14 protein-coding genes are annotated in these 16,041 nt (G+C 70.1%); 8 read left to right on the top strand and 6 right to left on the bottom strand.

Features of this window, described 5'->3' with window-relative positions:
• Both groEL and IT306_28605 read left to right on the top strand, forming a co-directional pair.
• Positions 1–551: chaperonin GroEL (gene groEL / locus IT306_28610; protein MCC7372410.1), on the top strand; the 551-nt coding region annotated here is incomplete at its 5' end.
• A gap of 175 nt (positions 552–726) precedes the next feature.
• A complete protein-coding gene (locus IT306_28605) occupies positions 727–1,707 on the top strand; it encodes an ornithine cyclodeaminase family protein (GenBank protein MCC7372409.1) in 981 nt (326 codons plus the stop codon).
• Here IT306_28605 and IT306_28600 read toward each other — a convergent pair.
• The 6 genes from IT306_28600 to fabZ form a co-directional block, all read right to left on the bottom strand.
• The gene (locus IT306_28600; GenBank protein ID MCC7372408.1) at positions 1,694–2,704 is read right to left on the bottom strand and encodes a bifunctional hydroxymethylpyrimidine kinase/phosphomethylpyrimidine kinase; all 1,011 of its coding nucleotides are present in this window, start codon (positions 2,702–2,704) and stop codon (positions 1,694–1,696) included. The genes IT306_28605 and IT306_28600 overlap by 14 nt on opposite strands.
• Entirely contained in the window at positions 2,704–3,324 is a 621-nt protein-coding gene (locus tag IT306_28595) for a hypothetical protein (GenBank protein MCC7372407.1), read from the bottom strand. The genes IT306_28600 and IT306_28595 overlap by 1 nt, the downstream gene beginning before the upstream one ends.
• Complete coding sequence (locus tag IT306_28590) at positions 3,321–4,454, bottom strand: glycosyltransferase family 9 protein (GenBank protein ID MCC7372406.1); 1,134 nt, start codon at positions 4,452–4,454, stop codon at positions 3,321–3,323. The genes IT306_28595 and IT306_28590 overlap by 4 nt, the downstream gene beginning before the upstream one ends.
• On the bottom strand, positions 4,451–5,599 hold the full coding sequence (locus IT306_28585) for a glycosyltransferase family 4 protein (protein ID MCC7372405.1): 1,149 nt from the start codon (positions 5,597–5,599) through the stop codon (positions 4,451–4,453). The genes IT306_28590 and IT306_28585 overlap by 4 nt, the downstream gene beginning before the upstream one ends.
• A 115-nt stretch (positions 5,600–5,714) precedes the next feature.
• Positions 5,715–6,923, bottom strand: coding sequence for a glycosyltransferase family 9 protein (locus IT306_28580; protein ID MCC7372404.1), 1,209 nt, complete (start codon positions 6,921–6,923; stop codon positions 5,715–5,717).
• Between the two features lie 15 nt (positions 6,924–6,938).
• Positions 6,939–7,514, bottom strand: coding sequence for a 3-hydroxyacyl-ACP dehydratase FabZ (gene fabZ / locus IT306_28575; GenBank protein MCC7372403.1), 576 nt, complete (start codon positions 7,512–7,514; stop codon positions 6,939–6,941).
• Positions 7,515–7,785: 271 nt separating this feature from the next.
• Between fabZ and IT306_28570 the strand changes: the two genes are divergently transcribed.
• The 6 genes from IT306_28570 (at position 7,786) to IT306_28545 (ending at position 15,777) form a co-directional block, all read left to right on the top strand.
• Positions 7,786–8,355: a sigma-70 family RNA polymerase sigma factor gene (locus tag IT306_28570; GenBank protein MCC7372402.1), complete on the top strand. Its 570-nt coding sequence runs from the start codon at positions 7,786–7,788 to the stop codon at positions 8,353–8,355.
• Positions 8,352–9,347, top strand: a complete 996-nt coding sequence (locus IT306_28565; protein MCC7372401.1) for a zf-HC2 domain-containing protein — start codon at positions 8,352–8,354, stop codon at positions 9,345–9,347. Before IT306_28570 ends, IT306_28565 begins: the two co-directional genes overlap by 4 nt.
• A gap of 406 nt (positions 9,348–9,753) precedes the next feature.
• Complete coding sequence (locus IT306_28560; GenBank protein MCC7372400.1) at positions 9,754–11,145, top strand: L-seryl-tRNA(Sec) selenium transferase; 1,392 nt, start codon at positions 9,754–9,756, stop codon at positions 11,143–11,145.
• Positions 11,133–13,031, top strand: a complete 1,899-nt coding sequence (gene selB, locus IT306_28555) for a selenocysteine-specific translation elongation factor (protein ID MCC7372399.1) — start codon at positions 11,133–11,135, stop codon at positions 13,029–13,031. Before IT306_28560 ends, selB begins: the two co-directional genes overlap by 13 nt.
• A gap of 42 nt (positions 13,032–13,073) precedes the next feature.
• The gene (locus IT306_28550) at positions 13,074–14,339 is read left to right on the top strand and encodes an SGNH/GDSL hydrolase family protein (protein ID MCC7372398.1); all 1,266 of its coding nucleotides are present in this window, start codon (positions 13,074–13,076) and stop codon (positions 14,337–14,339) included.
• Between the two features lie 310 nt (positions 14,340–14,649).
• Complete coding sequence (locus tag IT306_28545) at positions 14,650–15,777, top strand: hypothetical protein (protein MCC7372397.1); 1,128 nt, start codon at positions 14,650–14,652, stop codon at positions 15,775–15,777.
• Positions 15,778–16,041: the final 264 nt, after the last annotated feature.

The raw sequence follows: 16,041 nt of genomic DNA, 5'->3' as shown, positions 1-16,041 counted from the left end.
TCGACCGCGAGAAGCTGCAGGAGCGGCTGGCGAAGCTGGCGGGCGGCGTCGCGGTGATCCGCGTCGGCGCGGCCACCGAGGTCGAGCTGAAGGAGAAGAAGCACCGCGTCGAGGACGCGCTCCAGGCGACCCGGGCGGCCGTCGAGGAGGGCATCGTTCCTGGCGGCGGCATCGCCTACATCGGCGCGCTGCACGTCCTGGACGACGTGCTGAAGGGCTACGAGGGCGCGAGCGACGAGCGCACGGGCGTGGCGCTGCTCAAGCGGGCGCTTGAGGAGCCGATCCGCCGGATCGCCACCAATGCTGGCCTCGAGGGCTCGGTCATCGTCGAAGAGGTTCGCAAGCGGCCGTTCGGCGAGGGCTACGACGCCAGCAAGGGCGAGTACTGCAACATGATCGAGCGGGGCATCATCGACCCGCTGAAGGTCACCCGGTCGGCCCTGGAGAACGCGGCGTCCATCGCCACGATGATCCTGACCACCGAGACCCTCGTCACCGAGGTTCCGGAGAAGACGCCGCCGGCCGCCGCCCCGGCGATGCCGGAGTATTGATCCAGGCAGGCCGAAACGCTCACGCGCAGGCCTGATCGCAAAGAGGCCCCTGGTTCCGTCTGGAGCCAGGGGCCTCTTTGTGTGTGGTGGCCCGCCGCCTCCGGCGCTCGGTACACTCGCGGCCAGACAGACCTGTGCCACGCGAGCGACGTGGCCGCCAGAGGGGGACTGACCGATGACGCTGCTGCTCAACCGCGCCGAGCTGGAGAAGGTTCTCGACGTTTCGTCGGTGATCGAGGCCGTCGAACAGGGGTTTTCCGACTTTTCGAACGCGAAGGTCGTCATGCCGGTCCGCACGGCCATCCGGGTCTCGGACCCGCCGGGCGTGATGCTGGTGATGCCGTGCTCGATGACCGATTCGGGCGCGCTCGGCACCAAGATCGTCTCGGTCTTCCCGCAGAACCCGTCGCGCGGCCTCCCGACCATCGGCGCGCTCTACGTGCTGCTGGATGCGACGACCGGCTTCCCGATCGCCGTGATGGACGCCGGGTTCATCACCGGCCTGCGGACGGCGGCCGCCTCGGCCGTGGCGACGAAGTACCTCGCCCGTGAGGACGCGAAGACGCTCGGCATCTTCGGGACCGGCGTCCAGGGGCTGTACCACGCGCTGGCGATCCCCGCCGTCCGCAAGGTCGAGAAGATCCTCGTGCGCGGCTCGTCGGTCGCCAAGGCGCAGGCGTTTATCGACGGGCTGAAGGGGCGCGTCGATGCCGAGTTCGTGGCGACGGACTCTATTGAAGATGTTGCCACGACCGATATCGTGGTGACGGGCACCACCCAGACGACGCCGCTCTTCTCCGGCAGCCTCCTCAAGGCCGGCGCGCACGTGAACAACGTCGGCTCCCACGCTCCGGCCGCCCGCGAGATGGACACTGAGTCTATCGTTCGCAGCACCGTGGTCGTGGACTCGTACGATGCCTGCTGGGCCGAGTCGGGCGACATCCTGATCCCGATTGACGAGGGCGCCATCACCCGCGAGCACGTCGTCGCCGAGCTGGGCCAGGTCGTGGCCGGCAAGAAGCCGGGCCGCCAGAGCGCCGATCAGCTCACCCTGTTCAAGTCGAACGGGCTGGCGTTCCAGGACGCCGTGACGGCGGCGCTGGCGCTCGAACGGGCCAAGGCGGCCGGGGTCGGGACCGAGTTCAACTTCGGCTGAGCGGTGAGGTCGTCGTCGCAGCCAGCAGCTCGTCGGGCGTGACGCTCGCCACGCCGATCCGCCGCACCACCAGCCCGGCCGCCGCGTTGGCGAGCCGGGCCGCGTCTATCGGGTCCGCGCCGCAGGCCAGCCCGAGCGCCAGCACGGCGATCACCGTGTCGCCGGCGCCGGTCACGTCCCAGACCTCCGTGCGGTTGGCCGGCTCCAGGTGGGTGTGGGTGCCGTCCGCCGCCACGACGGACATCCCGTCGCCGCCCCGCGTGATCACGACGTGCCGTGATCCAAGCTCGCGGGCCAGACGGGCGCCGGCCTCCTGAAAGTCCAGTTCGGCCCGCAGCACGGTCGCAAGGGCCGCCTCGGCGTCCGGCTGGTTCGCCTTGACCAGCGTGAAGCCGCCGAACGCTGAGAGATCGCCCTGGGTGTCCACGCAGGTGGGGACTCCCTGGCGGGCAGCGCCCTCCACGATGCACCGCACGACGTCCGTCGTGACCACGCCGCCCCGATAGTTCGAGACCAGGACGGCGTCACAGGCCGGCAGCAGCGCCGCGATCCGCTCGCACAGCGCACGTTCGGACGCCTCGGAGAGCGGTTCGCGTGGCAGATCGTCGATCCGGGCGACCTGCTGCGGGTGGGCCGCCGCGTGCGTCGCCAGGATGCGGGTCTTGGTAGCTGTGCCGCGGTCAGGTTGGATGACCAGACCTGCCCCGTCCACCCCGGCGCGGCCGAGCTCAAGCCGAAGCTGGCGGCCGGGGGCGTCGTCGCCAATCGCTCCGACCATCACGGCCTGCCCGCCCAGCGCCGCGATGTTGGCGGCCGGGTTGGTGGCTGCGCCCGGACGCCAGCTTCGCTCGACCAGCTCCAGGACCGGAACCGGGGCCTCGCGCGAGAGCCGCGACGCCCGCCCCAGCAGGTACTCGTCCAGCACAAGGTCGCCGACGACCAGGATCTTGCGGCCCTGGAAGCCGTTCAGCAGGCACTCGGCCCACGCCGCCGTCATCAGCGGACCCGGTAGAAGGCGATGGCTGCCCCGAACCCGATGCTCAACAGCCCCCACAACGAGGTGCCGAACACTTGGACCGTCGCGAACATCAGCGCGGCAGGCGGGGCCGCCCCGAGCGTCATCAGATAGACAGTCCAGCCGCCAATCAGCCCGAGCGGCACGCACAGGGCGGCGAGGATCGCCAGTGGCAGCCCGCGCTTCCCGCGCGTCCCTCGGGACATCGCCTCTCCGACCAGATAGCCGACAGCCGCGACCATCAGCAGCCCGAAAATGCCGAAGAGGCGGATGTTTGTCTGGAGCAGCACCATCACCAGCCCCGCCGCGACGCCGGCAGCCAGTCCGGCCGCCAGGCCACGCAGGTAGTGGACGGGCCGCACCTCGAACATCGGCAGGCGGCGAAGCTGGGCGCAATCCCGGCAGCGTGAGCCGACCGGCGTCTGGATCAGGCAGCGCGGACAGATCGGCGTCTCGCAGCGACCACACCGCAGATACGTCTCGACACCTGGATCGCGCAGGCAGCGCCACGGACCTGGACCGGTGGCCGCCGTCGGCCCTGGAGGCGGCTCGTCGGCGAGAGACGCGTGCCCGGTCGTGACGGTGGCCGGCTGCTCGCTCATGGGGCCGCTCCGACCAGCGACGGGTTGCCAGCATCCGACGGCTCGGCGCTGGCAGCCAGCACGCGCCCAGCCGCTTCGACGACAGCAGATGGCTGGATCAGGTCGAGGCAGGTCCGTGCCGGGCAGCCCTGGGGCGTTCCGAGGCTGTGCTCGCGGTGGATGCACGGCGCGCAGGCCAGCGTCTCCTCGACGACGGCGTGCCGGGGGGAGGTCAGCGGGTACGGTCCCCAGACCCGAGAGCTGGTCGGACCGTAGATCCCGACAATCGGCGCGCCCGCCGCCACGGCCATCTGGAGCACCCCGCTGTCGTTGCCGACGAAGAGGCGCACCCGGCTCAGGAACGCCCCGAGCGCGCCGAGCGTCGGCGATGGACCGACGACCGTGGCCCCGCCAGCCGCCATCGCGACCGTCCGGGCCAGCATCGCCTCGTCCTGGCCGGGGCCTCGCAGCACCACGGGAGCGAGGTCGTGCCGCTGCCGCAGGGTCCGCAGGACCGTCCCGAAGCGCTCGGCCGGCCAGCGTCGCGCCAGGCTGAACACCCCCGACCCCGGGTGCGCCGCCACGACGCCGCGCGGTGTGTCGCCCAGGGCGGCAAGTTGGCTCGCGGCCCAGGCATGGTCATCAGCGGTCATCGGCAGCTCGTAGCGGGGCGCGGGATTCTGCCCGCCCAGCAGCCGCGCCACGGCCAGCCAGTAGTCGGCTTCGTGGCGCACGCCGAAGCCTTCGTCCAGCACCCGCGCCGTCAGGAAGACGCCCTTGCCGTTGTCAAGGCCGGCGACAATCGGCGCACCGCTCGCGAGGCCGAGCGCCGCGTACTTGGCGATCCCGAATACCGTGGTCAGGTGGTGCAGCAGCGCCAGGGCGTCCCAGCGACCGGCCCGCAGCCGCCGCAGCAGCCCCAGGGCAACGGGCAATTGCCCACCCGCCGCCGTCAGCCGGTCAAAAGACGCCTTCTCGAACGGGATGATCTCGTCCACGAGATCGGAGCCGTCGAGGATCGGGACGCACTTCGGGGTGATCAGCGCGCCGATGTGCGCGTCAGGGTGCGCCAGCCGAAGCGCACGGATCGCGGGCGTCGCCGTCAGGAGATCGCCGAGGTCCGCCAGCTTGACGACCAGGACGCGCTTCATGCTCGAAGTGTACCATCGCCCCTGGCGGCTCCCCGTCCCATTTCGGCGGCCCGGCGGAGGTCGGCCAGCGTCTCATGGGCGGCGTGCTCCCAGGTGAACAGGCTCGCGCGCAGCCGCCCGCGTTCGGAGAGGGCGCGGCGGAGATCGGCGTCCTCGGCCAGCCGCGCGAGACCGCTTGCGATGGCGTCCGTGTCCGCTGGATCGACCAGCAGCCCGGTATTCCCGACCACCTCGGGCATGGAGGACGTGTTCGAGGTCAGGACGGGTGTGCCGCAGGCCATCGCTTCAAGCGCTGGTAGCCCGAAGCCCTCGTACAGCGAGGGGAAGGCCAGCGCCAGCGCGCCCGAGTAGAGCGAGGGAAGCTCGTCGTCGGGGACGTAGCCGAGCAGCCTGACACGCTCGCGGGCGCGCACGCTTCTGAGTGCCATCTCGATGCGGTCGCCCTGCCAGCCACTCGCTCCGACCAGCGCCAGCAGCGGCTCGGAGTGCGCCTGCCCGAAGCGGTCGAAGGCGGCGAGCAGCCGTTCCAGGTTCTTGCGTGGCTGGAGCGTGCCGACGAACAGGAAGTACGGGCGGTCGAGTCCGTGCTTCACCTGGATGGCGGACCGTGCCGGCGTGTCCGGCACCGGCTGGAACCAGGATGCTTTGCCATGGTGCACCACGCTGATACGTTCGCTCGGGACGCCGTCGAACCGCACGAGGTCGTCGCGGGTGGCCCCCGAGATGGCGATGACCCGGGTGGCGCGCCGCGCACTCCAGCGATTCGACCACTGCCGTATCAGCCGAGTGAGCGTCGGGTGCTCGCCTGGGAAATGCAAGTAGCCGAGGTCGTGAACGGTGGCGACGCTGGCGCGAGGCAAGATTGGCGGCAAGGTGTGGGCCGGCACGAACAGCACGTCCGGCGGATGCCGGGCCATCTCCAGCGAGAGCCGCCCAAGCGTCCAGAATCGCCGCGCCGGCATGATGCGCCAGCGGACGCGATGGGTCCGGGGCAGCAGACCATCGGGCGGCGGCTGGTTGAAGTAGAGGACGAACTGCTGCTCGGGCGCGATGTCGATCAGCGCGCGGATGATCTCCAACGCGTACCGCTCGGTGCCGGTGCGCCGCGCGAGACCGGCCCGGCTGGCGTCGATCCCGATCAGCATCTGAGCACATCACGCTTAGAGGAGCCCTCACCCTCCTGGAGGCCATCTCCCCCGCGCCCGCGCACAGGGAGAGGGGGTCGGGGGGTGAGGGCCTCCAGGAGGGTGAGGGCTCCTCTCACGCCAGCAGCCCTTGCGCCATCGTGGCAACGTCGGACGCCGAAATGGCCCGCATGCAGGCCGGCAGCTCGACGGCCTCGCATGGCGGTGCGATCAGGTCGCGGCACGGCTGGCAGGGCAGGGCCGCCGCCAGGGCCAGATGGGCCGCATCTGCGGGCGGCCAGGGGCCGAACTCTGCGACGGCGGTCGGGCCGTAGACGCGGACCGTGCGCTTCCCGACAGCAGCAGCGAGGTGGAGCGGCCCGCTGTCCGTCCCGAGCACCAGATCGGCGTGCGAGAACAGCGCCGCCAACTGCCCGAGCGTCGTCTCGCCGGCGAGCGTCGGCGGGGGCGGGTCGAGGCGCGCGGCGACGCGGTTGACGAGGTCGCGCTCGCCGGGGCCGCCCGTCAGCACGATGCTGGCGTGGCGCTCGGCACGCAGACGCTGGAGCGTCTCCACCCAGCGTTCGGGCGGCCAGTTCTTGACGGCCGCCCCCGAACCCGGGTGCACGACCACCACGGGCCTCGCCGTGCACGGTGATGCCTGTGTGGCCCCCGCGTGCCTCAGGTGCTTGGCGATCCATTGGCGCGCCCAGTCGTCCTCGTCAAGGCGGATGGCGAAGGATGGCCGCGGGATGGCTGCGTCGGGCGGGAGATCGCCGCCGAACGCCCGTGCGGCAGCCCGCGCCAGCGCGATATTCGCCTCGACGACGTGCCCGAGGGGCGGTGGCTGGGCATCGGTCAGGAACGGCTGGCATTCGGGAACCGCGTAGCCGATCCGCCTTGGTATGCCGGCCGCCGCCGCCAGCAGCGCCCCCCACCAGTGGTCCGGCCGCAGGATCAGTGCCGCATCGTAGGCTGCTGCGCGGAGCCTCGCGGCCTCCCGCCAGAGCAGCGCGTACGGCTCGACGGGCGAGGCCTTTGGGCGACGGGTGAAGCCGGGGAACTCGACCGTCTCGACGGTGGCCGGGCTGCCGGCGCGCGTCGCCATCTCGGCGGCCCACGGCCCGACCAGCCAGGTGATCTCGGCCTCTGGAAGCGCTGCGCGGAGGACAGACGCGGCCGGCGATGCCAGGAGCGTGTCGCCCAGGTGGTCCGGGCGGATCAGCAACAGCCGGAGAGGTCGCCCGCGTGACTCGGGCTCCCGGGCAGGGTGCGCCCGGCGCTCGCGAGCGGCCAGCGCCTGCCCGACAGCCCGCAGCAGCGCCAGCCTGACCGCGCTTCGCATGCCGGCCGGCTCCCGTCAGCCCGCGTCGGCGGTCGGCATCGTCGCCAGCGCGAAGGTCAGCTCACACTCGGCGGCCACCTTCCCGTTGACCCGCGCCCTGGCCTTGCCCTTCCCAACCGGCCCGCGTCGGGCCAGGACTTCCATCTCCAGCTCCAGCGTGTCACCTGGCGTGACCTGCTGGCGGAAGCGGCAGCCGTCGATCCCTGCGAACAGCGGAATCTGCCCCTTCGTGCTCTCGTCGGAGAGCAGCAGCACGGCCCCGGTCTGGGCCAGCGCCTCGACGATCAGCACCCCGGGCATGACCTGGAACCCTGGAAAGTGGCCTTGGAAGAACCATTCGTTCGCGGTGACGTTCTTAACTCCGACGATCCGTTTTCCAGGCTCCATCTCCACGATCCGGTCGATCAGGAGGAATGGGAAGCGGTGGGGGATGATGCGCTCGATGTCCTGAATCGTCAGTGGGAGCGTTGGCACGGCAGACCTCACACGGCACGGCAACGTTGGCGGTCGGTGGCAGCAGGGAGCGCCCGGCAGACCAGGGTGACCGTAGCATATGGCGGCGGTCTGGCGGCTGCGACGGTCACGTAGCATGACATCGTCGTTCTGTTGACTTGCGAACAGTGCGTGGCGTCCCTTCGAGTGGAGGCCCTGTGTACCAGGAGAGAAGCACCACATACCCGGTGGGTCAGTGGTCACGAAGGCGTTTCGTAACGCGCTCGTACGACCGGAATCGGGCCATCCTGGATCCGACGTGGCGTAGAATGTCGCTGCCACCCCACCAAGGGGTGCAGCGCGAGACGGCGGATTCGGAACCCCTGGTGCGCTCGTCCGTTCTATGGACGCGAGCCCACGGAGGTGCTGGATGACCGCTGGGGAGCTAATGGTCGCCCAACGGGTCGAGACGCGTGAAGAGCTTTCGTTTGACGAGATCTTCGAGAGCTATCAGGAGCGCATCTATAACTGCATATATCGGCTCGTGGGCAACTCCGAGGAGGCGCACGACCTGACGCAGGAGACGTTCCTGCGCGCCTACGCCGGTCTGCCGAAGATCGACGGCGAGCTGAAGGTCGGTCCGTGGCTCTACCGCATCGCCACGAACCTCTGCATGGACCAGTTGCGTCGGCGCAAGCTGATTCGCTGGGAGCCGTGGGAGTCCTTCGTCTCGTTGTTCCATCCGAAGCAGGTTGCACGGGACAACCCTGAGCGCGACGCGATGCGCCAGGAGTCCCGCGAGCTGGTGCATCAGGTTCTCCAGCAGCTGCCGCCCCGGTACAGAATCTGCCTTGTGCTCCGTGAGTACCACGGGATGTCGTGCGAGGAGATCGGGGACGTGATCGGCAGCTCGCGGTCGGCGGTGAAGTCGCTGCTGTTCCGCGCCCGCGAGGAGTTCCGGCAGGTGTATCAGCGGATGGGTGGGACAGAGCCGCTATGACCTGCGATCCTCGGCTGCTCTCGTACTACCGTGACGGGACGCTCTCGCCGCGGGAGCGCCACGAGGTTGACGCGCACCTCGCCGTCTGCACGGAGTGCACGCAGGCGTTGCGTGGCCTCATGCGCCTCGCGCAGGTCGTCCGCTCGATGCCGATGGTGTCGGTCCCGCCGACGGTTCGCCAAGGCGTCTACGCGGCGCTCCAGACCCGTGAGCGACAGCGGCCCCAGCCGTCGTTCTTCGGCGGGCTGGGACGGGCGCTGGCTCCGGCAGCGGTCGCGGCGGCGGTGGCCGTCTCGGCGATCGTGACGTTCCGCCCTGGCGCTGTCGAAGCGCCGGCCGCGCCTGCGCCCATCGCAGCGTCCGCCGAGCAGCCCGCCGTGGCAGCACAGCCCCAGGCTCCAGGCCCAGCCACGGCTGCGCAGGCGGTCCCGGGCAACGCGTCGGTGGCGTCCTCGGTTCGCAGCTCGCAGTTCGCTCCCGTGTCACAGGATGGCCCGGCGGCGCTCCCGATCAAGATCGTGAACCCGGCCGTGGTGCCTGAGCCGATCCAGCGGCTCTACTCGGCCAACGCCCAGGTGCGCGAGCTGTTGGGCGCGGCGTCGCCCGGCAGTAAGACGGTCACCCTGCTGGAGCAGTCGTTCCAGGGTGGGTTGGCGATTCGTCGCAGCGACACCCGCGAGATCTACGTGCTGCGCCGCGAGGGCAACACGTGGTCTGTCCACCAGGACACCTGGCGGCCGGGCGACCGCATCTCGGTGGACGTGGCTCCGCCTCCCGGCGCGATGGTCCCGGCGGCCGGCTTCGGCTCGATCTGGCGCAGCACCCCTGAGATCAAGACGCGGCTCGGTTGGGCGGTCTACGAGCCGCGTGGCTCGGGCGGGATGATCCAGACCTACGAGCACGGTCTGGTGGTCTGGACGCCGCACGGCCTGCTGTACGTCCTCTCGAACGACGGCCGCTGGCGGACCTTCCCGGACGCCTCGCCGCTCTGATCTGAAAGCCAGGAACGTCAACGTAGCGCGGGGGACATGCCCCCGCGCTACGTCTTTGTGCGCACCAGGTACCGTGGAGAGGTCCGCCCAGGGCGATTGCACGCCGGGCGGGTCGGGCAGCGTTGTCGGGGCTTGAAAGCCCCGCCTACCATCCTGCAGTCGCTTCGCGACGCTCCAGGCTCACCTGTTGCCGCTGCTCCCGGCGTCCGTCGCGCAGCGACGGAGTGAGTGTAGGCGGGGGTTTCAACCCCCGACTGCGCGTTTCACGGCGTTGCGGGAACATCAACGAACGTGCAATCGCCCTGGAGGTCCGCCGGCAGCTTTTGCCCGCGCGGCACGGACAGACCTACAATCGGAGCTACTCGGCCGGCGCCGCTGTGCGCCCAGATCGTGCCGACAGGTCACTGTGGCGAACCCGTACCGTGCCCTTCCGAGCGTTGACCGGCTGCTTCAGGACGAGCGGCTTGGCGAGGCGCTACGCACGCGCCCACGCGAGCGTGTCGTGGCCGTGGCACGGGATGTCCTGGCCGAGGCCCGAGAGGCGATCGGCGCGGGCCGGACCCCCGGTGACGCCGCCACACTGGCGGTTGAGGTCCACGCGCGCCTCGATGCCGAGCCGCGCCTGCCGTTGCGACGTGCCGTCAACGCGACCGGCGTGGTGGTGCACACGAACCTGGGCCGTGCGCCGCTCAGCCCGGCCGCGCTGGCGGCGATGGCCGAGATCGGGGCGGGCTACTCGAACCTCGAATTCGATCTGGAGGCCGGCGCGCGTGGCTCGCGCCACGAGCATGTGACGGGACTGGTGCGCCAGTTGACCGACGCGGAAGATGCCCTTGTCGTCAACAACAACGCGGCGGCGGTGCTGCTGACGCTGATCGCGCTGGCGGCTGGCCGCGAGGTTGTCATCAGCCGGGGCGAGCTGGTGGAGATCGGAGGTGGCTTCCGCATTCCGGATGTGCTCCGTCAGAGCGGCGCGACGCTGGTCGAGGTGGGGACCACCAACCGCACCTACACCCGCGACTACGAAGACGCCACATCGGAGCGGACGGCGGCGTGGCTGTGGGTCCACAACAGCAACTACCGGGTGATCGGGTTTACCCACGCGCCGGCGCTGCCTGAGCTGGCGGCGGCCGCCCACGCGCGCGGCGTCCCGCTGATCGCGGACCTGGGCAGCGGCTCGCTGCTCGACACCTCGCGGTACGGGCTGGCCCGCGAGCCGCTGGTGCAGGAGGTCGTGGCGGCAGGGGCGGACCTGGTCTGCTTCAGCGGAGACAAGCTGCTCGGCGGGCCGCAGGCCGGGATCATCGTGGGGTACAAGGCGCTGGTCGGGCAGTTGAAGCGGCACCCGTTGACGCGAGCCATTCGGCCCGACAAGGCGACCATCGCGGCGCTCGGCGCGACGCTCGGGCACTTCGTGAACGGCGAGGCCGAGCGCGAGGTGCCCGTCTGGCGCATGATCTCGGCCCGGCCCACCGATATCGAGGCGCGCGCAGCCCGGCTGATCGCGGCGCTCGGTCCGTCTGGGGCTGGCTGGGAGATCCTTGATGGCGCGTCGGCCATTGGGGGCGGCTCGCTGCCGGGCGAGACGTTGCCGACACGACTGCTCGCTGCGCCGTCGTCGCTGGACCCGAGTGCGCTGGCAGCGAAGCTGCGAACTGCGCGGCCGGCCGTGGTGGGGCGGATCGAGCGCGGGAGACTCGTGCTCGACCTGCGGACGGTCCTGCCCCACGAAGATGATGCCCTGCTGGCGGTGCTGAGGAACCTTCCCTCGCCTTTGGACCCGTCATGCGTGTCGTAGGGACGGCCGGGCACGTCGATCACGGCAAGTCGACGCTGATCCAGGCCCTGACCGGCATCGATCCCGACCGGCTCCAGGAGGAGAAGGCGCGCGGGATGACCATCGACCTGGGGTTCGCGTGGCTGACGCTGCCGAGCGGCCAGGAAGTCAGCATCGTGGATGTGCCGGGCCACGAGCGGTTCATCCACAACATGCTGGCCGGTGTCGGCGGCATCGACATCGCGCTGCTGATGGTGGCCGCCGACGAAGGGGTGATGCCCCAGACCCGCGAGCACCTGGACATCCTCGATCTGCTCCAGATTCCGGCCGGGCTGATCGTGCTGACCAAGTCGGACCTGGTGGACGAGGAATGGTTGGAGCTGGTGACGGTCGAGATCGAGGAGGCCGTGGCCGGCACGGTGATGGCGGGCGCGCCCATCGTGCCGGTCTCGTCGGTGACGGGGGCCGGCCTGCCGGACCTGCTGGCCCTGCTCGATGCGCTGTTGGCGCAGGAGCGCAGCCGCCCGCTGACTGGCCGCCCGCGCCTGCCAATCGACCGCGTCTTCACCATCGCCGGCTTCGGGACGGTCGTGACGGGCACCCTGCTTGACGGCGAGCTGACGCTCGGGCAGGAGGTTGAGATTCAGCCGAGCGGGCGCAAGGCTCGCATTCGGGGGCTGCAGTCGCACCGGCGAAAGGTCGAGCGGGCGACAGCCGGGGCGCGCGTGGCCGTCAACCTCGCGGGCGTCGCGACGGATGAGCTGCGGCGTGGCGAGGTCATCGTCGCGCCGGGCACGATGAAGCCGACGCGCCTGATCGACGTGCGGCTGCGGGTGCTGGAGGACGCTCCCCGGCCGCTGACCCACAACATGCCGCTCACGTTCCACACCGGGGCTGCCGAGACGACGGCCAAAGCCTCCTTGCTGGACCGGCAGCAGATCGAGCCGGGCGAGACAGCCTGGGCACAACTGCGGCTCACCGATGACGTCGCCCTGGCAAAGGGCGACCTGTTCATCGTGCGCGCGCCCTCGCCCAGCGCGACGCTCGGCGGCGGGACGGTGATCGAGCCGCACCCCCGCCGCCACCGTCGGCATCAGCCGGCTGTGCTCGACCGGCTGGCCGTGCTGGAGCGTGGCTCGCCGGATGAGATCGTGCTGGAGCAGCTTCGCCTGCGCGAGCCGGTCGACTTCCAGACGCTGGCTGGCCGAACGGGCCTCTCCACGGACGAGACGCGAGCGGTCGTCGGGAGTCTGGTGGAGGCAGGCGGCATCCTGGCATTGGTCGCGAACGAGGCGGGCAGCCGCCTGCTGCCGTCGACGCTGCTGGTCAGCCGTCCGGGCTGGCAGCGGCTCGCCGAGGCGGCGCTCGGGCACCTCCAGGCGTTTCACACGGCCACGCCGCTCCGGCGTGGGATGCCGAAGGAAGAGCTGCGGATGCGCCTCGGCCTCGACGGGCGCGCGTTCGGGCGGGTGGCCGCGCGCCTGCTGGCCGAGGAGGCGGTTCGCGAGGTCGGGCCGCTGCTGGCTCATCCGACCCACGAAGTCCGCCTGACGCCAGAGATGCAGACGCGGGTCGAGCGACTGCTGGGGGAGCTGCGGGCGGCCGGAGCCACGCCGCCGGGCCGCCAGGAGCTTGAGGCGCGCCACGGTCTCAGCCCTGACGTGCTGGCCGTGCTGATCGAGCGAGGGGAGGTTGTCGAGATCGCCCCGGATCTGGTCTACCCGCGTGACGTCCTTGACGAGATCGTCGCGTCAGTGGTCGCGGCCATACAGCAGTCTGGCACTATCACGGTGGCCGGCCTGCGGGATCTGATCGGCGCGAGCCGGAAGTATGCGCTGGCACTGCTGACCCACCTGGACGAGAAGCGTATCACCCGTCGCGTCGGCGACGACCGTGTGCTGTTCTAGCCTCACCGACACGCCCGCACACCAGAGGAGAGCCTGTCCCCGATGACCGTCGATGCCGAGGCCGCTGGCCGCGCCACGTCTGCCGCTCCCACCGCCAGGACCGCGAAGGGAACGAGACGGCTGAACTGGAAGGCGGTCCTGGGGCGGCTGCTGGCGGTGGTGCTGGGGATCGTGCTGCCGCTGCTGCTGCTGGAGGCCTCGCTGCGGCTGTTCGGACCGTGGGTGCCGGGCAACTACGATACCGGGGCCTACCTCGTGCGGGACCAGGCGCTCGGGCATTTCCACGTGCCGAACTTCGCCGGCTGGATCAAGGCGAAGGAGTTCACGACGCACGTCAAGATCAACCCGATGGGCCTGCGCGACCGCCGCGCCAGCTACGAGAAGCCGGCGGGCACGTTCCGGATCGTCTTCCTGGGTGACTCGTTCGTGGAGGCGGTGCAGGTCGAGCAGTGGGAGGGCGTGGCCGAGCAGCTCGAAGGGCGCCTGAACCAGGGGGCCGGCCCGGGCCAGAAGTTCGAGGTCATCAACGCTGGGGTCGCGGCCTACGGCACCGGCCAGGAGATGCTGCTGCTGGAGCAGGAGGTCTACAAGTACCAGCCCGATCTGGTCCTGGTGCTCTTCTTCGTCGGCAACGATGTGACGAACAACAATTACCGTCTGGAGCTCTGGGACAACAATCTGAAGCTGGCGCTGAAGCCGTACTGGGACGTGGACCGGCAGGGCAATCTCCGGATGTACCCTGGACCGCCGCCGAACCCGCCCGGCGGCCTCACGCAGACGATGCGCGGCTGCTGCATGCTCTACAACGTCATCGAGACGGGCGTGTTCAACAAGCTGGAGCAGAACTACCCGCGCGAGAAGCTCGAAGCGATTGGCGGCCTGCGGACGCCTCTGCGCGGCCTCTACGACACGCAGCCCGACGACGAGTGGGAGCGAGCGTGGAAGATCAGCGAGGTGCTGCTCGGCAAGATCAAGGAGCAGTCCACGAAGCTGGGCGCGCCGATGGTCATCGCCGGGGCGCCGGAGTGGCGGACGCTGGTCCCGAGCGAGTGGGCGCGCGAGGTCGCTAGCGCGCGTCTCGACAGCGGCCGGCTGCAGATCAGCGCCCCGACGGATATCCTGGGCCAGATCACGGATCGGCTCCAGACGCCGTACATCGACCTGCTGCCACCGTTCCAGGACGAGACGGCGAAGGGCGGCGGGCCGTACTACTACGATTTTGACAAGCACTGGAACGCCGGCGGCCACGAGGTCGCGGCGCGGGTGATCGCGGAGCGCCTGCGGGCGTCTGGCCTGCTGCCACGGTAAGGGGTGCGCTGGGCCGTCAGGCGATGCCTGTTCCGTGGCGCGAGGGCTTGCCGCCTGCCCGTCCCGAACGCAAACGCCGCGTCGGGCGTGTGGCCGCGGGAACGCTGCTATCTCATGCGGCAACGCGTCATTTTCAGTGAATGCGCTCCACGTGTCGCGTCAAGATGTTTGCTTGCTGACAGATTGAGATTCTTCGCGAGAATTCTGGGAACTGGCGTCGCGGCGGTGTCGTCACTCTTCACGCGGTTACCGGCGTTAGTAACTTCCAGCAGTTACTCGTGCAGACCGGTTCCGACGTTGGAGTCTCGCCGTGCAGATTTTGCGACTCACGCTTCTGATCGTCCTCACCGCGTTCCTGGTGGCATGCGGCGGCGGCGCGCCGGCTGCGCCCGCCAGCGTGCCACCGACGGCTGCGCCCGCCAGCGTGCCACCGACGGCTGCGCCCGCCGCGACAGCAACCTCGGCCCCGGCGGCGCAGCCAGCGGCCAAGCCGGCCGAGAAGCCGGCCGAGAAGCCGGCTGAGAAGCCGGCCGAGAAACCGGCTGAGAAACCGGGAGCGGCAGCCGCTGCGACGGCGGTGAGCGCTGCCAAGCCGCCCGTTGCCGCCGCGGCGGCCGTAACCACGCCGACGCTGGCCAGTGCGCCGCCGGCTGCCCAGCCGACCGCCGAGCGCAAGTTTGAGATCCAGAAGCCCGGCCAGATTCAGGTGCCCGGCCAGATCCAGCAGCCGAAGCCGATCCAGACGCTCGCACCGTACGTCTACCCGACGATTCCGCCGTTCCAGGTGCCCGGCGAGATCCAGCGGCCGGGCCAGATTCAGCAGCTCCCGCCGTACACCTGGCCGACCATCGGCGAGTTTCAGCGGCCGGGCCAGATCCAGGTTCCTGGCGAGATCCAGAAGCCTGGCGAGATCCAGGCCGTCCCGAGCGTGCCGGCAACCGCCGAGTGCGTCAAGGCGGCCTCGCTGCAGCCGGTCGGCACGTTCACTGCCGAGAGCTTCAAGGTGCAGTTCCCGGCCGGCACGGGCGAGTGCCTGATTCCGGCCGGGCTGATCTTCAAGAGCGCGGATGGCAAGCAGGACATGCTGGTCATGTCCACCGTCAAGGTGACCATGAAGGGCGAGCCGCAGACGGTGACCGTCTACGCCAACTGCATGGATTTCAGCAAGCACGGCCCCGAGCCGAACTCGAAGTACTCGGTTGGGGGGATGGTCGGGCCGACCAGCTCGCTCGGCAAGCTGATCGCGGCGCTGCCGTCGGTCTCCAGCGACAAGATCACGGCGCCCGGGCTCCAGGCGGCTGTCTGGGCGATCACCAACGACGTGAGCAAGAACAGCGTGTCGCGGGTGCTCAAGTACGAGCAGGCCGATCAGGACAGCGCGCGGACCATCCTCCAGGCGGCCGGCATCGACCCCGCCTCGAAGAACCTGTTCAAGTAGGAGCGCGCGGGTCGTAGGCCGTGGGTCGTGGCTCGTGGCTCGTGGCTCGTGGCTCGTGGCTCGTGGCTCGTGGCTCGTGGATCGTGGATCGTGGATCGTGGAAGCATACCGGCTGACGCGCGCCGCTGCGATGGAGTAAAAACGCAACTCCCCATGTCATCCTGAGCGCAGCGAAGGATCTCACCCGCTGACCGTCACGGTTGGGAGATCCTTCACGTCGCTCGCAAGCTCGCTCGTTCAGGATGACAGACGCTTTGCTGACCG

Source organism: Chloroflexota bacterium (genome assembly GCA_020850535.1).
Lineage (GTDB): Bacteria > Chloroflexota > UBA6077 > UBA6077 > JACCZL01 > JADZEM01.
This window is presented reverse-complemented; position numbering and strand designations above follow the sequence as displayed.

Coding starts and splice junctions, on each gene's coding strand:
- IT306_28550 (MCC7372398.1), top strand. CDS start 13,074: ATGACCGTCGATGCCGAGGCCGCTGGCCGCGCCACGTCTGCCGCTCCC.
- IT306_28580 (MCC7372404.1), bottom strand. CDS start 6,923: ATGCGAAGCGCGGTCAGGCTGGCGCTGCTGCGGGCTGTCGGGCAGGCG.
- fabZ (MCC7372403.1), bottom strand. CDS start 7,514: ATGCTACGTGACCGTCGCAGCCGCCAGACCGCCGCCATATGCTACGGT.
- IT306_28605 (MCC7372409.1), top strand. CDS start 727: ATGACGCTGCTGCTCAACCGCGCCGAGCTGGAGAAGGTTCTCGACGTT.
- IT306_28595 (MCC7372407.1), bottom strand. CDS start 3,324: ATGAGCGAGCAGCCGGCCACCGTCACGACCGGGCACGCGTCTCTCGCC.
- IT306_28600 (MCC7372408.1), bottom strand. CDS start 2,704: ATGACGGCGGCGTGGGCCGAGTGCCTGCTGAACGGCTTCCAGGGCCGC.
- IT306_28570 (MCC7372402.1), top strand. CDS start 7,786: ATGACCGCTGGGGAGCTAATGGTCGCCCAACGGGTCGAGACGCGTGAA.
- IT306_28585 (MCC7372405.1), bottom strand. CDS start 5,599: ATGCTGATCGGGATCGACGCCAGCCGGGCCGGTCTCGCGCGGCGCACC.
- IT306_28590 (MCC7372406.1), bottom strand. CDS start 4,454: ATGAAGCGCGTCCTGGTCGTCAAGCTGGCGGACCTCGGCGATCTCCTG.
- IT306_28565 (MCC7372401.1), top strand. CDS start 8,352: ATGACCTGCGATCCTCGGCTGCTCTCGTACTACCGTGACGGGACGCTC.
- selB (MCC7372399.1), top strand. CDS start 11,133: ATGCGTGTCGTAGGGACGGCCGGGCACGTCGATCACGGCAAGTCGACG.